Raw genomic sequence first — 19,486 nt, 5'->3', positions numbered from 1 at the left:
TCTGACTAAAAAAGCCGCCTAATCTTAAAATCAGATTTAAAATTTATAGGCTTCGTGTCAATATCCCGCCAGAAGCCTTGCCTACTTCTACCGCCACTGGCTGTTCAAATTTTCAGTATGGTCAAAACATTGATGCGCTTTGTAATCTGCCTTTTATTTCTAATCCTGCCGCTGACTGCTGTTGCCGCAGACAACCCCGCCATAAAGCGCGTTGACGCAATATTGCCGGTCAATTTAAAGCAATATCAAATCGCATTAGAGGAAGAAAAGAAGTTTGACATGATGGTCAAAGCTTCGATCCGCAAGGCCAGTAAAGACCCCTTGCTGTATCAAGCCTATGCCGCCAAAGGCAGCATGCGCAGCAATCCCAACGATCTTCGTGCAAATGAAGTATTATGTGACGCTTATAAACGCACCGGCTATCACGCCGCCGCTGCCAAACAATGCCGCGAAGTTTTAAAAATCAATCCAAAATCCTCGCTGGCTAAAACCGCGATTGCCGATATAGCCTTTCGCCAGGGCAAGGGCGATGCCGCCAAAGGTTTATTGGAAGAAGTTTTAAGCGATGATCCGCATTACAGTCAGGCCAATTTAGTATTGGCCGAAATTGCCAAAAGCCGCGGCGAAAATACCGAAGCTTACACCCAAGTCGGCCAGGCGTTGCAAAGCAATCCGGACGCGCCCACCCTGCTCGCCATGGGCGATCTGCAAATGAAATCGGGCCAAACGGATCAGGCCACCAATACCTATTTAAAAGTTTTGCAAATTGATTCAAAAAATACAGTGGCGCTAAGCAACCTTGCCAATTTGTTCGGTGGCAAAGGCGATTACCAGCGCGCGCTCGATTTTGCGCAGCAAGCCGCCGCATCTGACGCCAATTCCGCTCTCGCCCAATATACGCTGGGTACGCAATATCAAAATAACGGCAAATTCGAAGAAGCGATTGTGTCGTATGCCCGTGCAACACAGCTAGATCCTAATTTTGCCCTAGCGCACCGTTCGCTCGGCGAAGCCTTGATCAGAAAAGGATCGCCGGTAGACGCTATCACGTCTTTAAATCGCGCGATACAATTGGCGCCAAACGATCCCGCAGCAAAAGCGGATTTACAACGTGCTTATGCGATGACCGGTCAAGCGGCACCGGTCAGCGTTGCTTCCGTGCCCGTGGCCGCAAAATCGCCTGCACAAAACAGAATTCAGGACCAGGATTTTACCAAAGGTGCGCCACAAACCAGCACCACGGCACCTAATAACGTTATGAAACCACCCTTGGCCGCGATAAAAAACACCAAGCTGATTGACGATTATACCAAGAAAGCCAAAATGGCGGAGGCTGGCGGCCAATACGAAGTTGCGCGGCAATATTACGAACAACTGGCGATTCAGGATCCAGGCGAGCCGGATTATTTTTATAACATAGGCCGTATTTACACTGTTGCTCAACAATGGGGATTAGCGAAACAGTTTTATAATTTGGCGTTGGAATTAAACCCTAACCACGCCATGTCGTTAAACGGATTGGCCCGTGTGCAATGTTTTGACGGCAACAGCGCTGCCGCATGGCAGAATTATTCCAAGGCCAATTCCCTGGGCCTGGTTGACAATAACAGCGAAACCAGAAATTATCTGACCAAGACTTGTCCAACTACCAATAAAACATCGGATGCCCATTAATAAACCTTTTATTGGCTGGCGCGAATGGGCCAGCCTGCCAGATTTAAAAGTTCCCCTGATCAAAGCAAAGATCGACACGGGGGCGCGAAGTTCCGCGCTGCATACGTTCGCATTGGATGCATTTATGCGGGACGGGCGCGAATGGGTTAAATTTAAACTGCATCCACTGCAAAATCGCAGCGATATTATGGTTGAGGCAGAAGCCCCTATTATCGATCAACGTTTAGTAACCGATTCCGGCGGACATCAGGAATACCGCTATTTTATTCAAACCAATCTTCGTTTATTGAATCAGACTTTTGCGGCCGAAGTCAGTTTAACGACGCGCGACACCATGCGATTCCGCATGCTGATCGGCCGCACCGCACTAAATGGCCGCTATACAGTAGATCCGGAACAAAGTTATTTATCCGGCGAACACAGCAAATCGTCTGTCCTTAAAATGTATCGGAGTTAATAATGCGCGTTGCCATTCTATCGCAAAATTCGAAATTATATTCGACCGCCCGTTTGGTTGAGGCGCTGGAAATCCGCAAGCACAAGGCGCGCGTAATTAATCCATTACGTTGTTACATGGACGTTACTTCCACCAAGCCAGAAATACATTATCGCGGCGAAGAAGTGCTGCGTAATTTCGATGCGGTGATTCCGCGTATTGGCGCTTCGATCACTTTTTATGGGCTGGCTGTGCTCCGCCAGCTGGAATTGATGGGATTGCATAGCTTAAACTCATCCGATGGGTTTGCCCGCGCCAGGGATAAACTGCACTCTCTGCAACTGCTGTCGAAATCCAATATTGGTTTGCCTACCACTGCCTTTGCCCGGGCCGCGGACGATATAGACGACATTATTAAGATCGTTGGCGGTCCGCCATTGATCGTCAAGTTAATCGAAGGCACCCAAGGCAAGGGTGTGGTATTGGCCGAAACTACCAAAGCCGCCGCATCTGTAATTCAGGCATTTCAAGAATTGGATGCCAACATCCTTGTCCAGGAATTTATCAAGGAAGCCGCCGGAGCCGATTTGCGGTGCTTTGTCGTGGGCAATCAAGTAGTTGCCGCCATGCAACGCAAGGCTCGCGAAGGGGAATTCCGCGCCAATTTGCATCGTGGAGCAACCGCAAGCATCGCTGAATTAACAGAAGAAGAACAGAATACCGCAGTGCAGGCCGCCAAAATTATGGGGCTTGGTGTTGCCGGGGTAGATATTTTACGATCCAGCCGGGGACCACTGGTGCTGGAAATCAACGCATCCCCAGGCCTTGAAGGCATAGAGAAGACAACAGGCGTTGATGTTGCCGGGAAAATCGTGGAATATCTTGAAAAGAAAGTGATTCGCCGAGAACATAAAGGCCAGAAAAACCAAAAAGCCAGCGCATAGTTCCTGGTTACGGTGTGGCCTGTATGTCGCGGCATTTCAAACGACATCCATGGCCAAAGCAAAATCAAAAACCAAAATTAAACTACGCAAATCAAAAACCAGCAAGAAACCATTTTTGCATATTGGCGGCAACGATATTGGATTTGGGAAAACAGTTTCACTGACCCTGCCCGTTTCTGATTTATACACCGATTCGCCGGTGGAATTGCCCGTTCGCGTTATCACCGGGAAAAAGCCCGGACCAATATTATTTATAACCGGCGCCGTCCATGGGGACGAAATCATAGGCGTCGAAATTGTGCGGCGATTATTACAATCCGGCAAAGTCGATAAATTAAATAAAGGCGCGTTAATTCTTGTCCCAATTGTCAACTTATTCGGATTTATATTGAATTCCCGCTATCTACCCGACCGGCGCGATTTAAACCGTTCTTTTCCAGGCACTGCTGGCGGATCATTGGCTTCCCGCGTTGCCTATATTTTGATGAGCGAGATTGTCAAAAAATCCACACACGGAATAGATATACATTCCGGTTCCTTTTACCGTGAGAACCTGCCGCAAATAAGGGCCGATACCGAATGCACTGAAACTATGGCCATGGCCGAAGCGTTTGGCGCCAGTATCGTAATTAACAGCGATGTACGCGATGGTTCTTTGCGCGAGGCCGCCCAACGTAAAGGCGTTAAAATGCTGGTATTTGAAGCCGGTGAGGCTTTGAGATTCGATGAAACCTCCGCTGCCATGGGATTGAACGGCATCTTAGGAGTAATGGAACATTTAGGAATGATTAAAGCCGACATCGTGCGCGAACCGGATGATATCGCCCATAGCAAAAATGCGGTATGGGTACGCGCGCCTCGGGGCGGCATTTTATGGGACCGGGCTTCCTTGGGCGCCGAGGTCAAAGCGGGAGACATTCTGGGTTACGTCTCCGATCCATTCGGCGATGATCCAATTCCGATTTTGGCGCCGGAAAATGGCATATTGGTTGGCCGTTCCAATCTTCCTACGGCAAATGAAGGGGATGGGTTATTTCACATAGCCACATTCAAAAATTTGCCATCCAAGGAAGAAATTAAAAAAGACGCGGCGGCCATAGTGCCAGAATCGCAGGAAAACGCCCTGGCCGTACCGGACCACTAATTGGTTGGCGGTTCCGTTCCAATTCCATGCATTTGATCGGACAATTTTCTCAATTGTGCCTTTGCGGCATTGATGGAATATTCCATGCGCTCGATAGCGATAGCGGCCTGGTCGACTAACGAATTTAATTGCCGGCGTCCATCGCGTTCCAATACTTGGCTGTCTTCTTCCGGCAGAATGGCAATTACGCCAACCGTACCGGCAGCCGTATTCAATGGCATAAACAATTTATCCATCGATGGCAATGTCTCGGTATCAATACCGGCTGGCTTGCCATTGTCGAAACTCCATTGCGCGGCAGCCAATTCGCCGTCCGTCAGTTGAAAGTCAGCCGGACTGGACATTTTTCCCTGCAACCTGCCATTCAATGGCAACAGCAAACAGACTTTTGACTTAGTAACATTGGCGATATTGTAACTGACGGTTTGCAACAAATCGTTGATCGAGCCAATACCAGCCAATTTCCGGCTAAAATCATACAGCGCATTTGTCATGCGTTCGCGGCGAGTGGCTATTTGAGCCTGCATACTAATGCGTGAAGCCAAGTCACTGGCCATAATCGCAACAAACAGGAATAACAGCATGGAAACGAAATCGCCTGGCGTAGGCAGATCCATTTCCATAATTTCTTCGCCAAAAAATAATTTGTAAAATACAACGCTCAGAAACGCGGATATTAAGGACGGCCACAAACCATAAGAAACCGCGGAAATCAGTACCGGAACCAAGTACAGCATTAAAATATTTTTGTAGCCGAAATTTTCGTTAAGGAAGTTATTGACGATGGTCACCAGCACGACAAGGCTGCTAGACGCAATATATGGCCAATACGTGCGCCGGACCAAGGATGGCTTTTTAGTTTTGCTGGAAATAGAACGGTCATAGCTGTGCGGTTCACCGGAAACCACCATAATATCGATACCGTCTACTTTACGAATTATTTTAGTAACGACGTTACCGAATAACCGCTCCCGCAGCGGCGATACGCGGGACAATCCCAACACAATCCGTGTAACATTGTTTTGCAATGCGTATTTGATAATTTCATCACTAATATCGACGCCATTTAAACGCACCACTTCGCCGCCCAAGCGTTCGGCCATTTCCAAGGCATCGTTCACCCTCTCTCTACCGGCATCTGACAAGCGCGCATGCGCTTCGGTTTCTATATAGACCGCAACCCATGGCGCATTCAGTCGTTCCGCGGAACGTTTAGCGGAACGCAGCAATTTAGGCGATATTTCACTGTCGCAAACGCAAACCATAACCCGATCGCCGGCCGGCCATGGGCCTTTGATCGCATGAGCTTGCATATAGGACAACATTTGCTCATCCACGCGCTGTGCTGTTGTCCGTAACGCTAACTCGCGCAATGCGGTTAAATTTCCTGGCGCGAAGAAATGCTGAATTGCCTTTTGCGCCTGCTCGGGAACATAAACTTTGCCTTCCTTCAGGCGGCTTATCAGTTCATCTGGCCCCAAATCGACTAAAGCTATTTCTGCCTTTGCCAGTATAGAATCCGGTACCGTTTCCTTGACTCTTACCCGGGTGATTTGCGCGACAACATCGTTCAAACTTTCTAAATGCTGAACGTTCATACTGGTATATACATCGATGCCTTTGGCCAGAATTTCTTCGATATCTTGATATCTTTTCGGGTGACGGCTGCCGGGAGCATTGGTATGCGCGAGTTCATCCACCAACACCAACTGCGGCTTGCGTACCAGAATTGCGTCAATATCCATTTCCTGCAATATATGGCCTTTATATTCGATTTCTTTGCGCGGCAGAACTTCAAGATCTCGGACCAGAGCTTCGGTTTCTTCCCGCTTATGGGTTTCGATAATCCCAACCACAACATCCACGCCTTCGGCTTTGCGTTCATGCGCCGCACGCAGCATAGAATATGTCTTACCTACCCCCGGAGCGGCGCCAAAAAAAATCTTAAGCCGGCCGCGAGTTTCACTCTGCGCTTGCTGTAACAACGCTTCCGGAACGGGGCGGTGTAAAGAATCAGGGTTTTCCATCATCGATAGGCTGTATTTGATCCAATGCTCTATTTAACCGGTTTACATTGACATAATCCAGCTTAAGCAATGGCACTTGCTTGCGATACTGATCGATGATGATATATAGATCATCGATAGGAATTTTTCTGTTCTCGCTGACCCGTATTGCCTGGATCATGGCGGCATCATAAGAAATATTGGGATCAAGGCCGCTGGCCGAAGCAAAGGTCATTTCCGTGGGCATTAAATCAGTATTCGGATATTGTTCTTTCCATATACCCGACGCGGTTTTGTGGGATTCAGCCAATTCCGAATTGGTTTGCGCGTAATTCGATGCCAATCCCACCAATACACCATTATCGATTACCGCATTGGATGGGCGGGAATGAAAGTAATTTTCTCCTTTGTCGCTTGGAAATGACAGCAAATAAGATCCCAGCACTTGTCCATCCCTTTCCATGACGCTGCCATTGGCTTGATCTGGAAAAAAAGTCTGCCCAAATTGTATCATCGCCAACGGATAGGCAAACCCACACAATAAAGTAAAAACTGCCAATAAACAAAAAGAAGGCCAGATATGCCGCATGATTACACCATTCCTATATAGCCGATCATCAGATCCAACAATTTAATACCGATAAAGGGCGCTATTACACCGCCTACTCCATAAACCAATAAATTGTGCCGCAATACTTTTACCGACGCCAATGGACGGTATGCCACACCGCGCAAGGCCATCGGCACCAAAGCAAGTATAATCAGCGCGTTGAACATTACCGCGGATAACACGGCGCTTTGCGGACTGGTCAAGTGCATGATATTAAGCAATCCCAATTGCGGGAAAAACGGCACAAACATAGCCGGCAGAATTGCGAAATATTTGGCGATATCATTTGCAAAGCTGAATGTCGTCAGCGCCCCGCGAGTCATAAGCAATTGTTTGCCAATGCCGACAATTTCAATCAATTTAGTCGGATCGGAATCTAAGTCTATCATATTGCCAGCCTCGCGCGCCGCAACGGTGCCCGTATTCATTGCAACACCTACATCGGCCTGGGCCAGGGCTGGAGCGTCGTTAGTGCCGTCGCCGCACATTGCAACAAGACGTCCCTTGTTCTGCTCATCGCGAATCAACTTTAATTTCGCTTCTGGAGTCGCTTGCGCCAAGAAATCATCCACGCCAGATTCCGCCGCAATCGCGCCGGCAGTCAATGGATTGTCACCGGTAACCATAACGGTGCGAATACCCATGCGACGCAATTCCACAAAGCGTTCGCGAATACCGCCCTTGATGACATCTTTTAAATGGATGACGCCTAATATATCTTTGTTCTTGATTACCAACAGTGGCGTACCCCCGGATTTTGCGATACGATCCACTTGGGTCTGAAACAAGGGATTGATCACTGGCGAAATTCCACGGTTTAATTCCGCCAGATATTTCAAAACTGCGTCGACCGCGCCTTTACGCACTATGTTCCCGTCGATATCAATGCCGCTCATTCGGGTCTGCGCGGTAAAACTGACAAAACTATATTCAACGCCTGCCAAATCCCGTCCACGCAAGCCGTATTTTTCCTTGGTTAAAACAACAACCGATCGCCCTTCTGGCGTCTCATCGCTTAGGGATGACAATTGCGCCGCATTGGCAAGTTCCGCTTCCGTAACGCCAGGATAAGGAATCAATTCCGATGCAATCCTATTGCCAAGGGTAATCGTGCCCGTTTTATCCAACAACAAAACATCGACGTCCCCTGCCGCTTCGACAGCGCGCCCGGACATGGCTAAAACATTAAACCGCACCAGCCTATCCATGCCTGCAATGCCGATGGCGGATAACAGCCCCCCAATAGTCGTTGGGATCAGCGTTACCACCAAAGCCGCCAGCATAACGGGTGAATAATCAAATCCATAAAATGTCATAACCGGCGCAATGCATGCGCAAACAAGCAGAAAAATAATCGTCATGCCAACCAATAAAATCAGCAACGAAACCTCACTCGGCGTTTTCTGGCGCTGCGCCCCTTCGACCAAGGCAATCATGCGCTCGATAAATCCATCGCCGCTTTTGACAACGATACGCACCCGGATTTTATCGGACAATACTTTGGTGCCGCCAGTAACGGCCGAACGATCGCCGCCGCTTTCCCTTACTACTGGCGCGGATTCCCCTGTAATCGGCGATTCATCGACTGTGGCAATACCTTGAATGACCTCGCCGTCTGCGGGAATGACATCCCCTGCCTCAACCAAAACTTCGTCGCCGATTTGCAGCGTCGATGCGGGAACAAGATCATAATGTTCGCCGGCAGTGATCAATTTCGCCATAATTTCGCTTTTGCTTTTACGCAAACTGGCCGCCTGCGCCTTGCCTCTGCCCTCCGCCAGGCTTTCGGAGAAATTGGCGAATACGGCCGTAAACCATAGCCACAAACTTACCTGCAAGGAAAATCCAAAAGCGTCTCCGCCAAGAATTTTAATAACGGTATCCATGGTTGCTATAATCGAACATGCCACAACCACGGTTGTGATGGGGTTGCGTTTCAGGCTTTCGGGATGAAATTTTTTCAGCGCATCCATGCTGGCCGTACGCAGCAAGGATATTTGAAATATAGAATGAGCAGGAATACGCATTATTTACCCCCGGCTATTGGCATGATGGTACCCAGGTAATCGGTCAGTGGCCCCAGGGTTAAAAGTGGAAAATAAGTAAGCAAGCCCAAAATTACGATCATAAAACACAGCATAAAAAGAAAGGTCGGGCTGGCTGTCGTTAAGGTCGCAATGGATGGCTGCAGCTTTTTCTTAGCGGCCAGATGTCCGCTGATAATGATCAGGGCCACAATAGGCAGGAATCTTCCCGCCAACATCATCATACCCAAAGTAGCCAATACCACGGAATCATTCATCATAAATCCATTCAGCGCGCTGCCATTATTCGCGGCCGCCGAGCTATAGGCATAAAATATTTCCGTAAACCCCATTGGACCCGTGTTCAGGATATAAGTTTTTACATCGGGATCGAGCAGAACAAGCCCCAGGCCGCTGAATAAAAACACGGGCATAATCAAAAGCGCAATCATCACGGCTTTGATTTCAAAAACTTCAATCTTTTTTGATAAGTACTCCGGAGATCGGCCAATCATCAGTGTGCCCACAAAAACACTTAGCAAAGCCAGCAGTATTAACGTGCAAAAACCGGTGCCAACGCCACCGTAAAACACCTCGCCCAAATTCATCTGCAACAGCATAATAAAAATGCTTAAGGAATTTTGACTTGCAACAGCCATATTGGCCGAACCATTGGCGGTTGCCGTGGTTGACACATCCCACATTGCTGACCCGAGTATACCGGGCATGAGTTCCTTACCCTCATAGACCACGTTTTCTGTTAGGCCTGAAGATAACCATGCAGCAGAACTTAGTTCGCCATGCAGCACTACGGCAAAATTAATCAGAAATAAAATCGTCACAGCAGCGTACAACACCATGGCTTCCTGCGGTTTTTTCAGGAAATTGCCCAACAAAAATATAAACGACATGGGAAAAATCAAAATCAACGCCAGTTGAAGATAATTGCTCATCAAAGACGGATTTTCATAAGGGTGAGCGGCATTTGCAGCAAAAAAACCGCCGCCATTCCCGCCGAAAATTTTAATGGCTGTTTGCGACGCCACCGGCCCTTGGGGAATCAAGTAATTTTGTGCTGCGATATAATCGTTTAAATTTTGCGGCATGCCCTGTTTAATAAACAAAGCGGCCGTTAATATGCACACTGGTAGCAATATGAAGACCACGCAACGCACCATATCGCTCCAAAAATTACCGATGGTGATACTGCCTTCCCTGGCGAATCCACGGATTAAAGCTACACCGACACAAGCGCCAGTCGCAGCCGATAGAAAATGCTGCACGACCAGTCCAACGCTTTGAGAAAAATAACTTAAATTGGTTTCGGGAACATAGGCTTGCAAATTGGTATTGGTAACAAAACTGGCGGCCGTATGAAAAATCAAATACGGATTCATTGCGCCGAAATCGCGCGGATTCCATGGCAACAAATCCTGAAACCATAAGATGGCGAATAACGCGATAAATCCAAACAGATTAAATACCAATAGTGAAATCAAGTAATCCCGCCAATGCTGTTCATGCGGCGAGATAAGGAAACTGTTCAAAATTTTATTGGTTACTATCGATGGACGACTATCATCGGCAAACACATAGGTCATATATTTGGCCAGGCCCCATGCGATGACAGAGCAAATGAATACGAAAATTATTCCAAGGATTAAAAAATACCAAAACATTTAGAACCGCTCCGGTTTGAAAAGAACGTAAAATAGAAACGCTAGCAGTGAAATTAAAACGATAAAGATAAAATAATCAAACAGCATGTGACAGGCCCGGCGTTTGAATTGAGGTGCCTTGCGGCGGGAAGGAACTAACAAGAATGGCTTGCCGAGCTGGAGCGTTTTACCGCAGAGCCCGTCTTCGCCTTTGGCTACGACGTGACAACCTTCACTTGTATTAATTTATAAGGCGAAGGCTGGTCGGAATGACTGGATTTGAACCAGCGACCCCTTGCACCCCATGCAAGTGCGCTACCGGGCTGCGCTACACTCCGAGGCTTACAGTTTTACATCATTTATACTAAGGGTGGTAGTTTTTTTATATCGCTACGCAGTGATAATTAAGAAGATTTTTTGATCAAACCGCGGGTTTCATTTAATTCCTCTAGAAGCGGTTTGATGCCATTTTGAACGTCGCGTAGTTTTTGTTCGGTAGTGTCTAATTGTTCCTGCAGACTATTAATTTTGCTTTGGTACGTAACGACTTGCGATTGATGCGATTCAATCAATTTCTGCGATGCCGTTTGCACCGCCGCGTCCACACGCCGCTGTACGTCTTCTTCTGTAATGCCTGGAACGGAATTATTGGCCGGTTGAGGAATTTGCGGTTCGACGATTTTTGACGCGACGATAGCTGTCGTCGCAGACGTTTCCGGTGGTGTATCGACAACCGTTTCTTCCGAAGCTTTACGGCCCAAAATCTTTTGTACACCCCGGATGGTGTAACCCTTGTCATAAAGCAAATGCTTAATATCTTTAATCAGCCGAATGTCTTCGGGGCGGTAATAACGCCGTCCGCCGCGCATTTTCACTGGTTTGATTTTGGTAAATTTGGTTTCCCAGAATCGCAACACATGGGCTTCTAGCCGCAATTCATCCGCGACTTCCGTAATCGTGCGAAAAGCGGATTTAGATTTTTCAGCGGAATCAGCCAAAGTCTTAGATTGTGCCAATTCCTCGGCTATCAATTTGGCTAGCGCCATAATCGGTTAATCCTATGCCGCCGCCGGTTTTTTAACGCCGCTAACCCGCTGCTTTAAAGCTTGGGATGGGCGGAATACCAAAACGGTACGCGGTGTGATCGGCACTTCCTGGCCGGTTTTTGGATTGCGGCCGACGCGTTCGCCTTTTTTGCGCAAAATAAAACTGCCGAAAGACGATAATTTTACATTGCTGCCGGCAACCAAAGCGTTGGCAATTACATCAAGCACTTCGTCGACCAAATTCGACGATTCATTGCGTGAAAGGCCAATTTCTTGATATACCAGTTCGGCCAGATCAGCGCGGGTCAAGGTTTGTTCGGACATAGATATCCTCCCTATTTCCTGAAATATTAGAAGAAATATATAAGACTGTCAATTACTTAAAAGACATCCCGGACGTTGAAATTTAGCCTAAATCCGGGCTAAACCCGCCCCCCAGGTAAAGCCCCCACCGAGGGCCTGGAACATAACCAAATCGCCCGATTTAAGGCGTTTATCCGCAAATCCGGTATGCATCGCCAGAGGTATGGATGCCGCCGATGTATTGCCATGTTGATCAATCGTAATAATGAATTTATCCACAGAAAGGCCAAGCTTGTCGGCGCTGGATTCGATAATCCGCCGGTTGGCCTGATGCGGGATCACCCAGGAAACATCCGAAGTTTTAAGATTATGCTTGTCCAAAACTTTCCGGCTGACATCGGTCAAAATTCCGACCGCATGCTTGAATACTTCTTTGCCCTGCATGCGAACCTTGCCGATTCTATCCCCGCGCGAGGCGCCGCCATCGACATACAACAAATCATTGAACTTACCGTCGGAAAAAATATCGATACCGATAATTCCTTTATCTGGTTCGTTCGCAGCGCTTAATACCGCGGCTCCTGCGCCGTCACCGAACAAAATAGCAGTGCCCCTATCCTGCCAGTCAACAATGCGTGAAAAAGTTTCAGCACCGATCACCAGCGCATTTTTCACTTGCCCTGTGCGAATAAAATTATCGGCCACATTCAACGCATATAAAAAACCGGAACAAACCGCCTGAATATCGAAGGCAGGAATAGCCCGCGCCCCTAATTTATGCTGAATCGTTGTGGCGGTTGCTGGAAAAGTTTGATCCGGCGTTGTGGTCGCAACGACAATCAAATCGCAATCTTCCGCGCGAAGACCCGCATTGGATAAAGCCTGTTTAGCGGCGGCCGTACCTAGATCCGAAGTCAATTCGCCTTCCGCCGCGATATGGCGCTGTGCAATACCGGTGCGTTCGACAATCCAGTCGTGATTGGTGTCTATTGTTTTGGCAAGATCATGGTTGGTCAATACGCGCGCTGGCAAATAAGCGCCGGTTGCAATAATTTTAGAACGTATCATGGACTAAACGGCCTTGGCCGATAATGATTTTGGATCTTGTTCTGCTGGATTGATCAGATGGTGCGACAATTCTTCGAACTCGTGGCGCACCGTATCGATGAATCCATGTTTTACCATATCGACCGAAACGCCTATCGCATTGGCAAATCCAAATGCATCGGTTCCGCCATGGCTTTTTACCACAATCCCGTCAAGGCCCAGAAATACCGCGCCATTATATTTGCGCGGGTCCAATTTATCACGCAACTGATTGAATGCGCGTTTGGCCAGCACATATCCCAGACGCGAAAACATCGACGATTTCAATGCGCGGCGCAAATAGGTGCCGTACATTTTTGCGGTGCCTTCCGCCGTCTTAATTGCAATATTGCCGCTAAATCCATCAGTAACGACCACATCGACGGTGCCAAGCGTAATATCGCTGCCTTCGACAAAGCCGTAAAAATCGATCGGCAATCCGGTATCGCGCAATTGCGCAGCAGCTTCGCGGACTTCCTCGTGGCCCTTTTGATCTTCAGAACCAACATTCAGAATTCCAACGGACGGGCGAACGACACCCAAAACGGTACGCGAGAACACTTCGCCCAAAACCGCAAATTGTACCAAATTATCGGCATCCGATTCCACATTTGCGCCCAAGTCCAGCATCACGGTTTCGCCGCGCTCGGTCGGCAAGTAACCCGCCATAGCTGGACGTTCAACGCCTTTCATGGTGCCAAGAATGATTTTTGATAAAGCCATCAACGCGCCGGTATTACCAGCCGATACAACCGCGTTCGCCTTGCCTTCTTTTAGATATTCGATAGCCAAACGCATACTGGAACGCTTGGACTGGCGCAAAGCCAATGACGGTTTCATGTCGCCCGGAATGAACTCTTCAGTGTGCACGATTTCTGAAACATCGCGCAGTTTCGACATACCTTTTAAAATCGAATTGACTTTCGCCTCATCCCCAAAAAAAACGAATCGTGCTTCGGGATAGCGTTCACGCGCGATATTGGCGCCTTTGATGACAACGCCAGGGGCGTTATCACCGCCCATAGCGTCCAGGGCAAGGACAATTTGACGAGACAACCGATGAACTCCGGTTTAAAGAAATAAACTAGGCAGTGGTGGATTTAGAAAATACCTGACGGCTATCGTAAAAACCACAAGAACCACAAATGTGGTGTGGACGTTTCGATTCGCCGCAGTTCGGACATTCCATGGTGCCGTTCAATGCAAGCGCATGATGCGAACGACGCATTCCACGGCGCGACGGCGAAGTTTTTCTTTTTGGTACTGGCATGACACCCTCTTAATCTAAAAAAGCCGCCTTAACAGCGGCCAGCTCAAAATCTGTTTCAAACGAGGTGATGGTTTTAACCGATCCCTATTGATAAATCAAGGAAAATTCCAGTTTCTGGAGCGATTAGGGAGCTTCATAAGGTTTTATTTTTTTATTGCTTTTTCAATGACTTAAGAACTGAGAAAGGATTATCCTCGCCAGAGGCCTGATTTGCAGCGTCTAAATCCGCCCTAGCGCCGGGCTTATGCGGGTATGGATCCAGGGCCAAAATGAACTCCTGAACGGCAATTTCGCCAATGTCCACTTTGCCGTCAATAACCTCCTCAAACCCGCCTTGAGCATAATCTTCGACGCTATCCATTTCATTATTCCATTTTTTAGCGCGTTCGGATTCAAGGCACTGGCAATCGAAATCGAAATTCAACTCCGCTTCAAATGGTTCCAATGTCACAACACAGACCTGGGTAATTTTCGCGCGGCCAAATCCTTTAATTTCCAAAATATGCGATTGCGGTAAAAATTGCAGTTGCAATTCAATGGCAAATGAATCGACATCCGGAATTTTTGCCCTCGCAGCTATGGCAATACGTTCTTCTACCGTGGACTCAAAATGCATAGTCCTGCCTTGCGGCGGGATTTCGCTGACGGCGATAACCTTGGTAAATTCGGTCATGATTACACCGCGTATTTCCGGCGAATGGCCTTTAAGACATTAGGACTGACAAAATGACTGACGTCCCCTCCCAGCTGGGCAATTTCTTTGACAAAGCGGGATGAAATCAACTGATACTTATCCGAGGCCATTAAAAACAGTGTTTCGACGCCTGAATCCAATTTTGCATTCATACCCGCCATTTGAAATTCATATTCAAAATCAGACACGGCACGCAAGCCCCGTACAATGATTTTCGATTTTTGCGCACGCACAAAATCCATCAATAGAACATCGAATTTCTTTACTGTTATCCTAGCAAGGCTTTTTTGTTTAGAGAGGTTTTTAACTTCGGTTTCAACCAATTTAGCTCTTTGTTCCAGGGAAAATAACGGCCCCTTGCCGGCATTCGCGGCAACGCCGATGATTAAATGATCCACCACGCGCGCGGCGCGTTGAATAATATCCATATGCCCAAAAGTAATCGGGTCAAAAGTCCCCGGATAGACGGCTATACGCTGGCTCATAATACCTCGTTATTATAGGTTGGATGCTCGCTCGCATGCATTTCTTTTTCAATTTTATCCGCAACATCCTCGGCTTCCTCGACTTCTTTCTTTTCGAATAACGCCCAAAAAACTGCTACGCCGCCAAATATCAATCCGCAGAAAAATGCAACCCACACTGGGCCGAATGACTGGCTAAAAAAGTTAACAAAAAAGTTGCCGAGCATTTTCATTCTCCCTAAGCTTGCTTAACGTAAGCCGGTTTTTCTGCTTTGGCAAGATCCAGCACCATATCCCGCAAAATCGGGAATTCCGTATAGCCGGATTCGGCGTTCAAATGCTTGCCACCAGGAATAACGGTTAACGGACAACCCAGCCCGTCCGCCACCTGTTTCGATGCCATAAACGGCACATAAGGATCGTCATCGCCAGCGATTACGCGAAATTCCCGGCTATTGGATTTTATTTTCTGCCAATCGACCGGCCCTTCGACAAAGGATTTATTCAGGACATCATATTCCGGCAAACCCAACGCGGCCATAAAAGGCGCCACCAAAATAGCGCCGCAAATAGGGCCGCCGTGTTCCAAAAGCCGCAAGATAAATCCCGCCCCCATGGAATGGCCGATTAAAATAGTATTTTGATCCAACCGAATACGATCAAATGCCGCCAGCCAGTTTTGTAAATTTTGTCCATCTGGCGTTGGCATATGCGGAACTTGAACGTCAAACCCTTGCGTTTGCAATTGTCCAGCCAGCCATGGAAACCAATTGCCTTGCGGCGATCCTTTGGTTCCATGAATGATAATTGCCTTCATATGCAATTACTCGCTTGGCTCTTCCTCGCTAGTATCGGCTAAACGCGCGACAGAGACGACATGTTCGTGTTCTTCGACACGGAACACGGTTACGCCCTGGGTGCGGCGGCCGGCGATGCTTATATCGCGAACCGGCGTTCTGATAATCGTACCACCGTTCGAAACAATCACAATATCGTCGGTATCTTCGACCAGGAACGAGCCCACGACCCAACCATGTTTTTTGGTCAGATCGAGCGCGGCGATGCCCTGCCCGCCGCGGCCGGAGGTACGGAATTCATAAGCCGAGCTACGTTTGCCGAAACCTTTAGCCGTTAACGTTAAAATGAACTGCTCCGCCGCGGCGAGCTGTTTCAGCCGTTCTGGCGATAACGTAATATTCGACGTTGGCGTATCTTCTTCCGGCGCTGCGGTTTCTTCGCCGCCATTTTCCGCGCGGCGTTGCGCGTTGGCATAGCGCACATAGGCGTCGCGTTCTTCGGCCGATGCTTCGACATATTTCAGGATCGTCATCGAAATCACGAAATCCTTGTCGGCAAGCTTAATACCGCGCACGCCAGTGGAATTACGGCCGGCGAATACACGGATATCCTCGACGCTGAACCGGATCGCCTTGCCTTGCGCGGTCGACAGCAATACGTCGTCCTGTTCATCGCAAGTTTGCACGCCAATCAATTTCTCACTGCCTTCCAGCTTCATGGCGATCTTACCCGATGCGCGGATATCCAGGAAATCCGATAAACGGTTACGGCGCACATTGCCTTCGGATGTCGAAAACATCACGAATAACTGTGCCCATGTATTCTCGTCTTCCGGCAATGGCATAATGGTCGAAATCGTCTCGCCCTGTTCCAATGGCAATAAATTGATCATCGGCTTGCCCTTGGATTGCGGGTTGCCGAGCGGCAATTTATAAACCTTTAACGCGTAGACCCGGCCAATGGTTGTAAAGAACAACATTGGCGTGTGGGTATTGGCGGCGAAAACGGTCGTAACAAAATCTTCGTCTTTGGTTGCCATCGCAGCCCGGCCCTTGCCGCCGCGTTTTTGCGCGCGGTAAGTCGACATTGGCACACGTTTGATATAACCGGATTGAGAGAAAGTAACGATCATATCTTCGCGCGGGATTAAATCTTCGATATCTTGATCGCCTTCATGTTCTTCGATGCCAGTCAAACGCGGCGACGCAAATTTTTCTTTGGCGGCCAGCAATTCGGTGCGGATTAAGCTTAAACGATGCGGACGATCTTGCAGAATTTTCAAATATTCGGCGATGCTAGCCACCAATTCATTGACATCTTCGGTGATTTTATCGCGCTCCAATGCGGTCAATTTTTGCAAACGCAAATCCAAAATCGCTTTGGCTTGTTCTTCGCTTAATTGATATTTGCCGTCAATTACCTTGTGGCCAACTTCGCCAACGCGTTCGATCAATGGAGCAATATCCGATGCGCCCCATGGTTTCGCCAGCAATTGTTCCCGCGCGACTTGCGGATTTGGCGACTTGCGGATCAAGGCGATGATTTCATCGATATTGGCAACCGCTATCATCAAACCGATCAAGATATGTGCCTTTTCCCGTGCCTTACGCAATTCGTATGCCGAACGACGGTTGACAGTTTCTTCCTTGAATTCCAGGAACGCATCGATGACTTGTTTCAAATTCATCAATTCCGGGCGGCCTTTGTTTAGTGCCAAGCAATTGACGCCGAAACTGGTTTGTACCGGCGTATGTTTGTACAATTGGTTCAACACCACATCGGTCTGCGCGTCTTTTTTCAATTCGATTACCACGCGGACGCCGTGACGGTTTGATTCGTCGCGAATGTCGGAAATGCCTTCGATAATTTTTTCATTTACGCATTCGGCGATGCGTTTGACCAGATTCGACTTATTGGTCTGATACGGCATATCGGTCAGGATGATCGCTTCGCGTCCGCCCTTCATCGTTTCGATCGTATGGCGGCAACGCATCAAAATGCTGCCTCGTCCAGTCTTGAATGCCGATACAATCCCGCCCCGGCCCAAAATTAACGCGCCGGTCGGAAAATCCGGACCTTGAATATATTGCATCAATTCATCAATGGTAATTTCCGGATTTTCAATTGCAGCAACGCAGCCATCAATCACCTCACCCAAATTATGCGGCGGGATATTGGTGGCCATACCGACGGCGATACCGTTGGTGCCATTGACCAATAAATTTGGGAATGCGGCAGGCAAAACGACTGGTTCAACCGTGGTATCGTCATAAGTCGGACGGAAATCGACAGTTTCTTTATCAATGTCCGACAATAACGCATCGCCAGACCAAGCCAGTTTACATTCGGTATAACGTTCCGCCGCCGGTGGATCGCCGTCCATGGAACCAAAGTTCCCCTGACCGATCAATAACGGCAAGCGCATGGAAAAATCCTGCGCCATACGGGCCAGCGCATCGTAAATCGCCAAATTGCCATGCGGGTGATATTTACCCATCACCGCACCAACCACTTGCGCGGATTTGCGCGTGGCTTTGTCCGGCGTGTAACCCATTTCATGCATCGCGTATAAAATGCGGCGATGCACCGGTTTCAATCCGTCGCGCACATCGGGAATGGCGCGCGATACGATCACGCTCATCGCGTAATCGAGATAGCTGCGCTTCATTTCCGATTCTAATTCGACGGGAACGATATCTTGGGTAATGGTGTTGTCTTGGGTCATTTTCAGTATACAGTAGACGGTAAACGGTAGACCGTATCAATAGACAAATCCGTCTACCGTCTACGGTCTACAGACTACAGGTTAAAACGGGATCTCATCATCCGCTACGCCGCCGGTGCCGGTGGCGCTGGGTGGCAATTGGTTGAACGAATCGTTAGCAAAAGCATCCGATCCGCCCGATGATGCGCCCGAACCGCCGGATTTGCCATCCAGCATGGTCAACGCGCCGTTGAAATTCGAAATAACGATTTCGGTGGTGTACCGATCTTGGCCTTCTTTATCCTGCCATTTGCGGGTTTGCAAAGCGCCTTCGATATAAACTTTGGAACCTTTGCGCAGATATTTTTCCGCGATACCGGCTAGGCCTTCGCTAAAAATAGCGACGCGATGCCATTCGGTTTTTTCTTTACGCTCGCCGGTCGATTTGTCTTTCCAGGATTCGGATGTGGCAATCGACAAATTGCAAATTTTGCCGCCGCTGTTCGTTGCGCGAACTTCCGGGTCTTTGCCTAAATTACCGACGAGGATGACTTTGTTGACGGATCCAGCCATGATAATGCTCTTTCTTTTTCATGGGATTGGGGCAAGCGCGCCGGACCCAAAC

Annotated in this window: 20 protein-coding genes and 1 tRNA gene; 4 read left to right on the top strand and 17 right to left on the bottom strand. The window is 48.4% G+C overall.

The genetic code is table 11. The annotated features are described in order from the left end of the window. Positions 1-117 precede the first annotated feature (117 nt). The 4 genes from EYC62_01785 to EYC62_01770 are packed head-to-tail and all read left to right on the top strand — an operon-like array spanning position 118 to position 4,198. Complete coding sequence (locus EYC62_01785) at positions 118-1,674, top strand: tetratricopeptide repeat protein (GenBank protein ID TAH37640.1); 1,557 nt, start codon at positions 118-120, stop codon at positions 1,672-1,674. Further along, a complete protein-coding gene (locus tag EYC62_01780; GenBank protein TAH37639.1) occupies positions 1,664-2,131 on the top strand; it encodes an ATP-dependent zinc protease in 468 nt (155 codons plus the stop codon). The genes EYC62_01785 and EYC62_01780 overlap by 11 nt, the downstream gene beginning before the upstream one ends. A gap of 2 nt (positions 2,132-2,133) precedes the next feature. Further along, the gene (locus tag EYC62_01775) at positions 2,134-3,054 is read left to right on the top strand and encodes a 30S ribosomal protein S6--L-glutamate ligase (protein ID TAH37638.1); all 921 of its coding nucleotides are present in this window, start codon (positions 2,134-2,136) and stop codon (positions 3,052-3,054) included. 49 nt (positions 3,055-3,103) lie between these two features. Further along, on the top strand, positions 3,104-4,198 hold the full coding sequence (locus tag EYC62_01770; protein TAH37637.1) for a succinylglutamate desuccinylase/aspartoacylase family protein: 1,095 nt from the start codon (positions 3,104-3,106) through the stop codon (positions 4,196-4,198). Here EYC62_01770 and EYC62_01765 read toward each other — a convergent pair. The 17 genes from EYC62_01765 to ssb form a co-directional block, all read right to left on the bottom strand. Then, positions 4,195-6,228, bottom strand: a complete 2,034-nt coding sequence (locus EYC62_01765; protein ID TAH37636.1) for a sensor histidine kinase KdpD — start codon at positions 6,226-6,228, stop codon at positions 4,195-4,197. The genes EYC62_01770 and EYC62_01765 overlap by 4 nt on opposite strands. After that, complete coding sequence (locus EYC62_01760; protein TAH37635.1) at positions 6,212-6,793, bottom strand: potassium-transporting ATPase subunit C; 582 nt, start codon at positions 6,791-6,793, stop codon at positions 6,212-6,214. Before EYC62_01760 ends, EYC62_01765 begins: the two co-directional genes overlap by 17 nt. A gap of 2 nt (positions 6,794-6,795) precedes the next feature. After that, positions 6,796-8,841 carry a K(+)-transporting ATPase subunit B gene (gene kdpB, locus EYC62_01755; protein TAH37634.1) on the bottom strand — a complete coding sequence of 682 codons (2,046 nt, stop codon included), beginning with the start codon at positions 8,839-8,841 and terminating at the stop codon, positions 6,796-6,798. Continuing rightward, positions 8,841-10,517 (bottom strand): potassium-transporting ATPase subunit A, encoded by a 1,677-nt coding sequence (gene kdpA / locus EYC62_01750; GenBank protein ID TAH37633.1) that lies wholly within the window; start codon positions 10,515-10,517, stop codon positions 8,841-8,843. Before kdpA ends, kdpB begins: the two co-directional genes overlap by 1 nt. Further along, complete coding sequence (locus EYC62_01745; GenBank protein ID TAH37632.1) at positions 10,518-10,658, bottom strand: potassium-transporting ATPase subunit F; 141 nt, start codon at positions 10,656-10,658, stop codon at positions 10,518-10,520. It abuts the gene before it with no gap. Positions 10,659-10,757: 99 nt separating this feature from the next. After that, a tRNA-Pro gene (locus EYC62_01740) sits at positions 10,758-10,834 on the bottom strand. A gap of 66 nt (positions 10,835-10,900) precedes the next feature. Beyond that, the gene (locus EYC62_01735; GenBank protein TAH37631.1) at positions 10,901-11,542 is read right to left on the bottom strand and encodes a MerR family transcriptional regulator; all 642 of its coding nucleotides are present in this window, start codon (positions 11,540-11,542) and stop codon (positions 10,901-10,903) included. A gap of 12 nt (positions 11,543-11,554) precedes the next feature. Then, the gene (locus EYC62_01730; GenBank protein ID TAH37630.1) at positions 11,555-11,866 is read right to left on the bottom strand and encodes an integration host factor subunit alpha; all 312 of its coding nucleotides are present in this window, start codon (positions 11,864-11,866) and stop codon (positions 11,555-11,557) included. A gap of 87 nt (positions 11,867-11,953) precedes the next feature. Beyond that, positions 11,954-12,913 carry a ketoacyl-ACP synthase III gene (locus EYC62_01725; protein TAH37629.1) on the bottom strand — a complete coding sequence of 320 codons (960 nt, stop codon included), beginning with the start codon at positions 12,911-12,913 and terminating at the stop codon, positions 11,954-11,956. 3 nt (positions 12,914-12,916) lie between these two features. Next, complete coding sequence (plsX, locus tag EYC62_01720) at positions 12,917-13,987, bottom strand: phosphate acyltransferase PlsX (protein ID TAH37628.1); 1,071 nt, start codon at positions 13,985-13,987, stop codon at positions 12,917-12,919. Between the two features lie 28 nt (positions 13,988-14,015). Further along, positions 14,016-14,201 (bottom strand): 50S ribosomal protein L32, encoded by a 186-nt coding sequence (rpmF, locus tag EYC62_01715; protein ID TAH37627.1) that lies wholly within the window; start codon positions 14,199-14,201, stop codon positions 14,016-14,018. A 151-nt stretch (positions 14,202-14,352) separates the two neighbouring features. Continuing rightward, a complete protein-coding gene (locus EYC62_01710) occupies positions 14,353-14,874 on the bottom strand; it encodes a DUF177 domain-containing protein (protein ID TAH37626.1) in 522 nt (173 codons plus the stop codon). Positions 14,875-14,876: 2 nt separating this feature from the next. Further along, the gene (locus EYC62_01705; GenBank protein TAH37625.1) at positions 14,877-15,380 is read right to left on the bottom strand and encodes a pantetheine-phosphate adenylyltransferase; all 504 of its coding nucleotides are present in this window, start codon (positions 15,378-15,380) and stop codon (positions 14,877-14,879) included. After that, positions 15,377-15,592 carry a hypothetical protein gene (locus EYC62_01700; protein ID TAH37624.1) on the bottom strand — a complete coding sequence of 72 codons (216 nt, stop codon included), beginning with the start codon at positions 15,590-15,592 and terminating at the stop codon, positions 15,377-15,379. The genes EYC62_01705 and EYC62_01700 overlap by 4 nt, the downstream gene beginning before the upstream one ends. Before the next feature lie 5 nt (positions 15,593-15,597). Then, complete coding sequence (locus tag EYC62_01695) at positions 15,598-16,176, bottom strand: hypothetical protein (protein TAH37623.1); 579 nt, start codon at positions 16,174-16,176, stop codon at positions 15,598-15,600. Positions 16,177-16,182: 6 nt separating this feature from the next. After that, the gene (gene gyrA, locus EYC62_01690) at positions 16,183-18,882 is read right to left on the bottom strand and encodes a DNA gyrase subunit A (GenBank protein ID TAH37622.1); all 2,700 of its coding nucleotides are present in this window, start codon (positions 18,880-18,882) and stop codon (positions 16,183-16,185) included. An 81-nt stretch (positions 18,883-18,963) separates the two neighbouring features. Beyond that, positions 18,964-19,434 (bottom strand): single-stranded DNA-binding protein, encoded by a 471-nt coding sequence (gene ssb, locus EYC62_01685; GenBank protein ID TAH37621.1) that lies wholly within the window; start codon positions 19,432-19,434, stop codon positions 18,964-18,966. Between the last annotated feature and the right edge of the window lie 52 nt (positions 19,435-19,486).

It is taken from the genome of Alphaproteobacteria bacterium (genome assembly GCA_004295055.1).
Classification (GTDB): Bacteria; Pseudomonadota; Alphaproteobacteria; order SHNJ01; family SHNJ01; genus SHNJ01.
The sequence above is the reverse complement of the archived record's forward strand: the minus strand, read 5'-3'. Positions and strand labels throughout refer to the sequence as shown.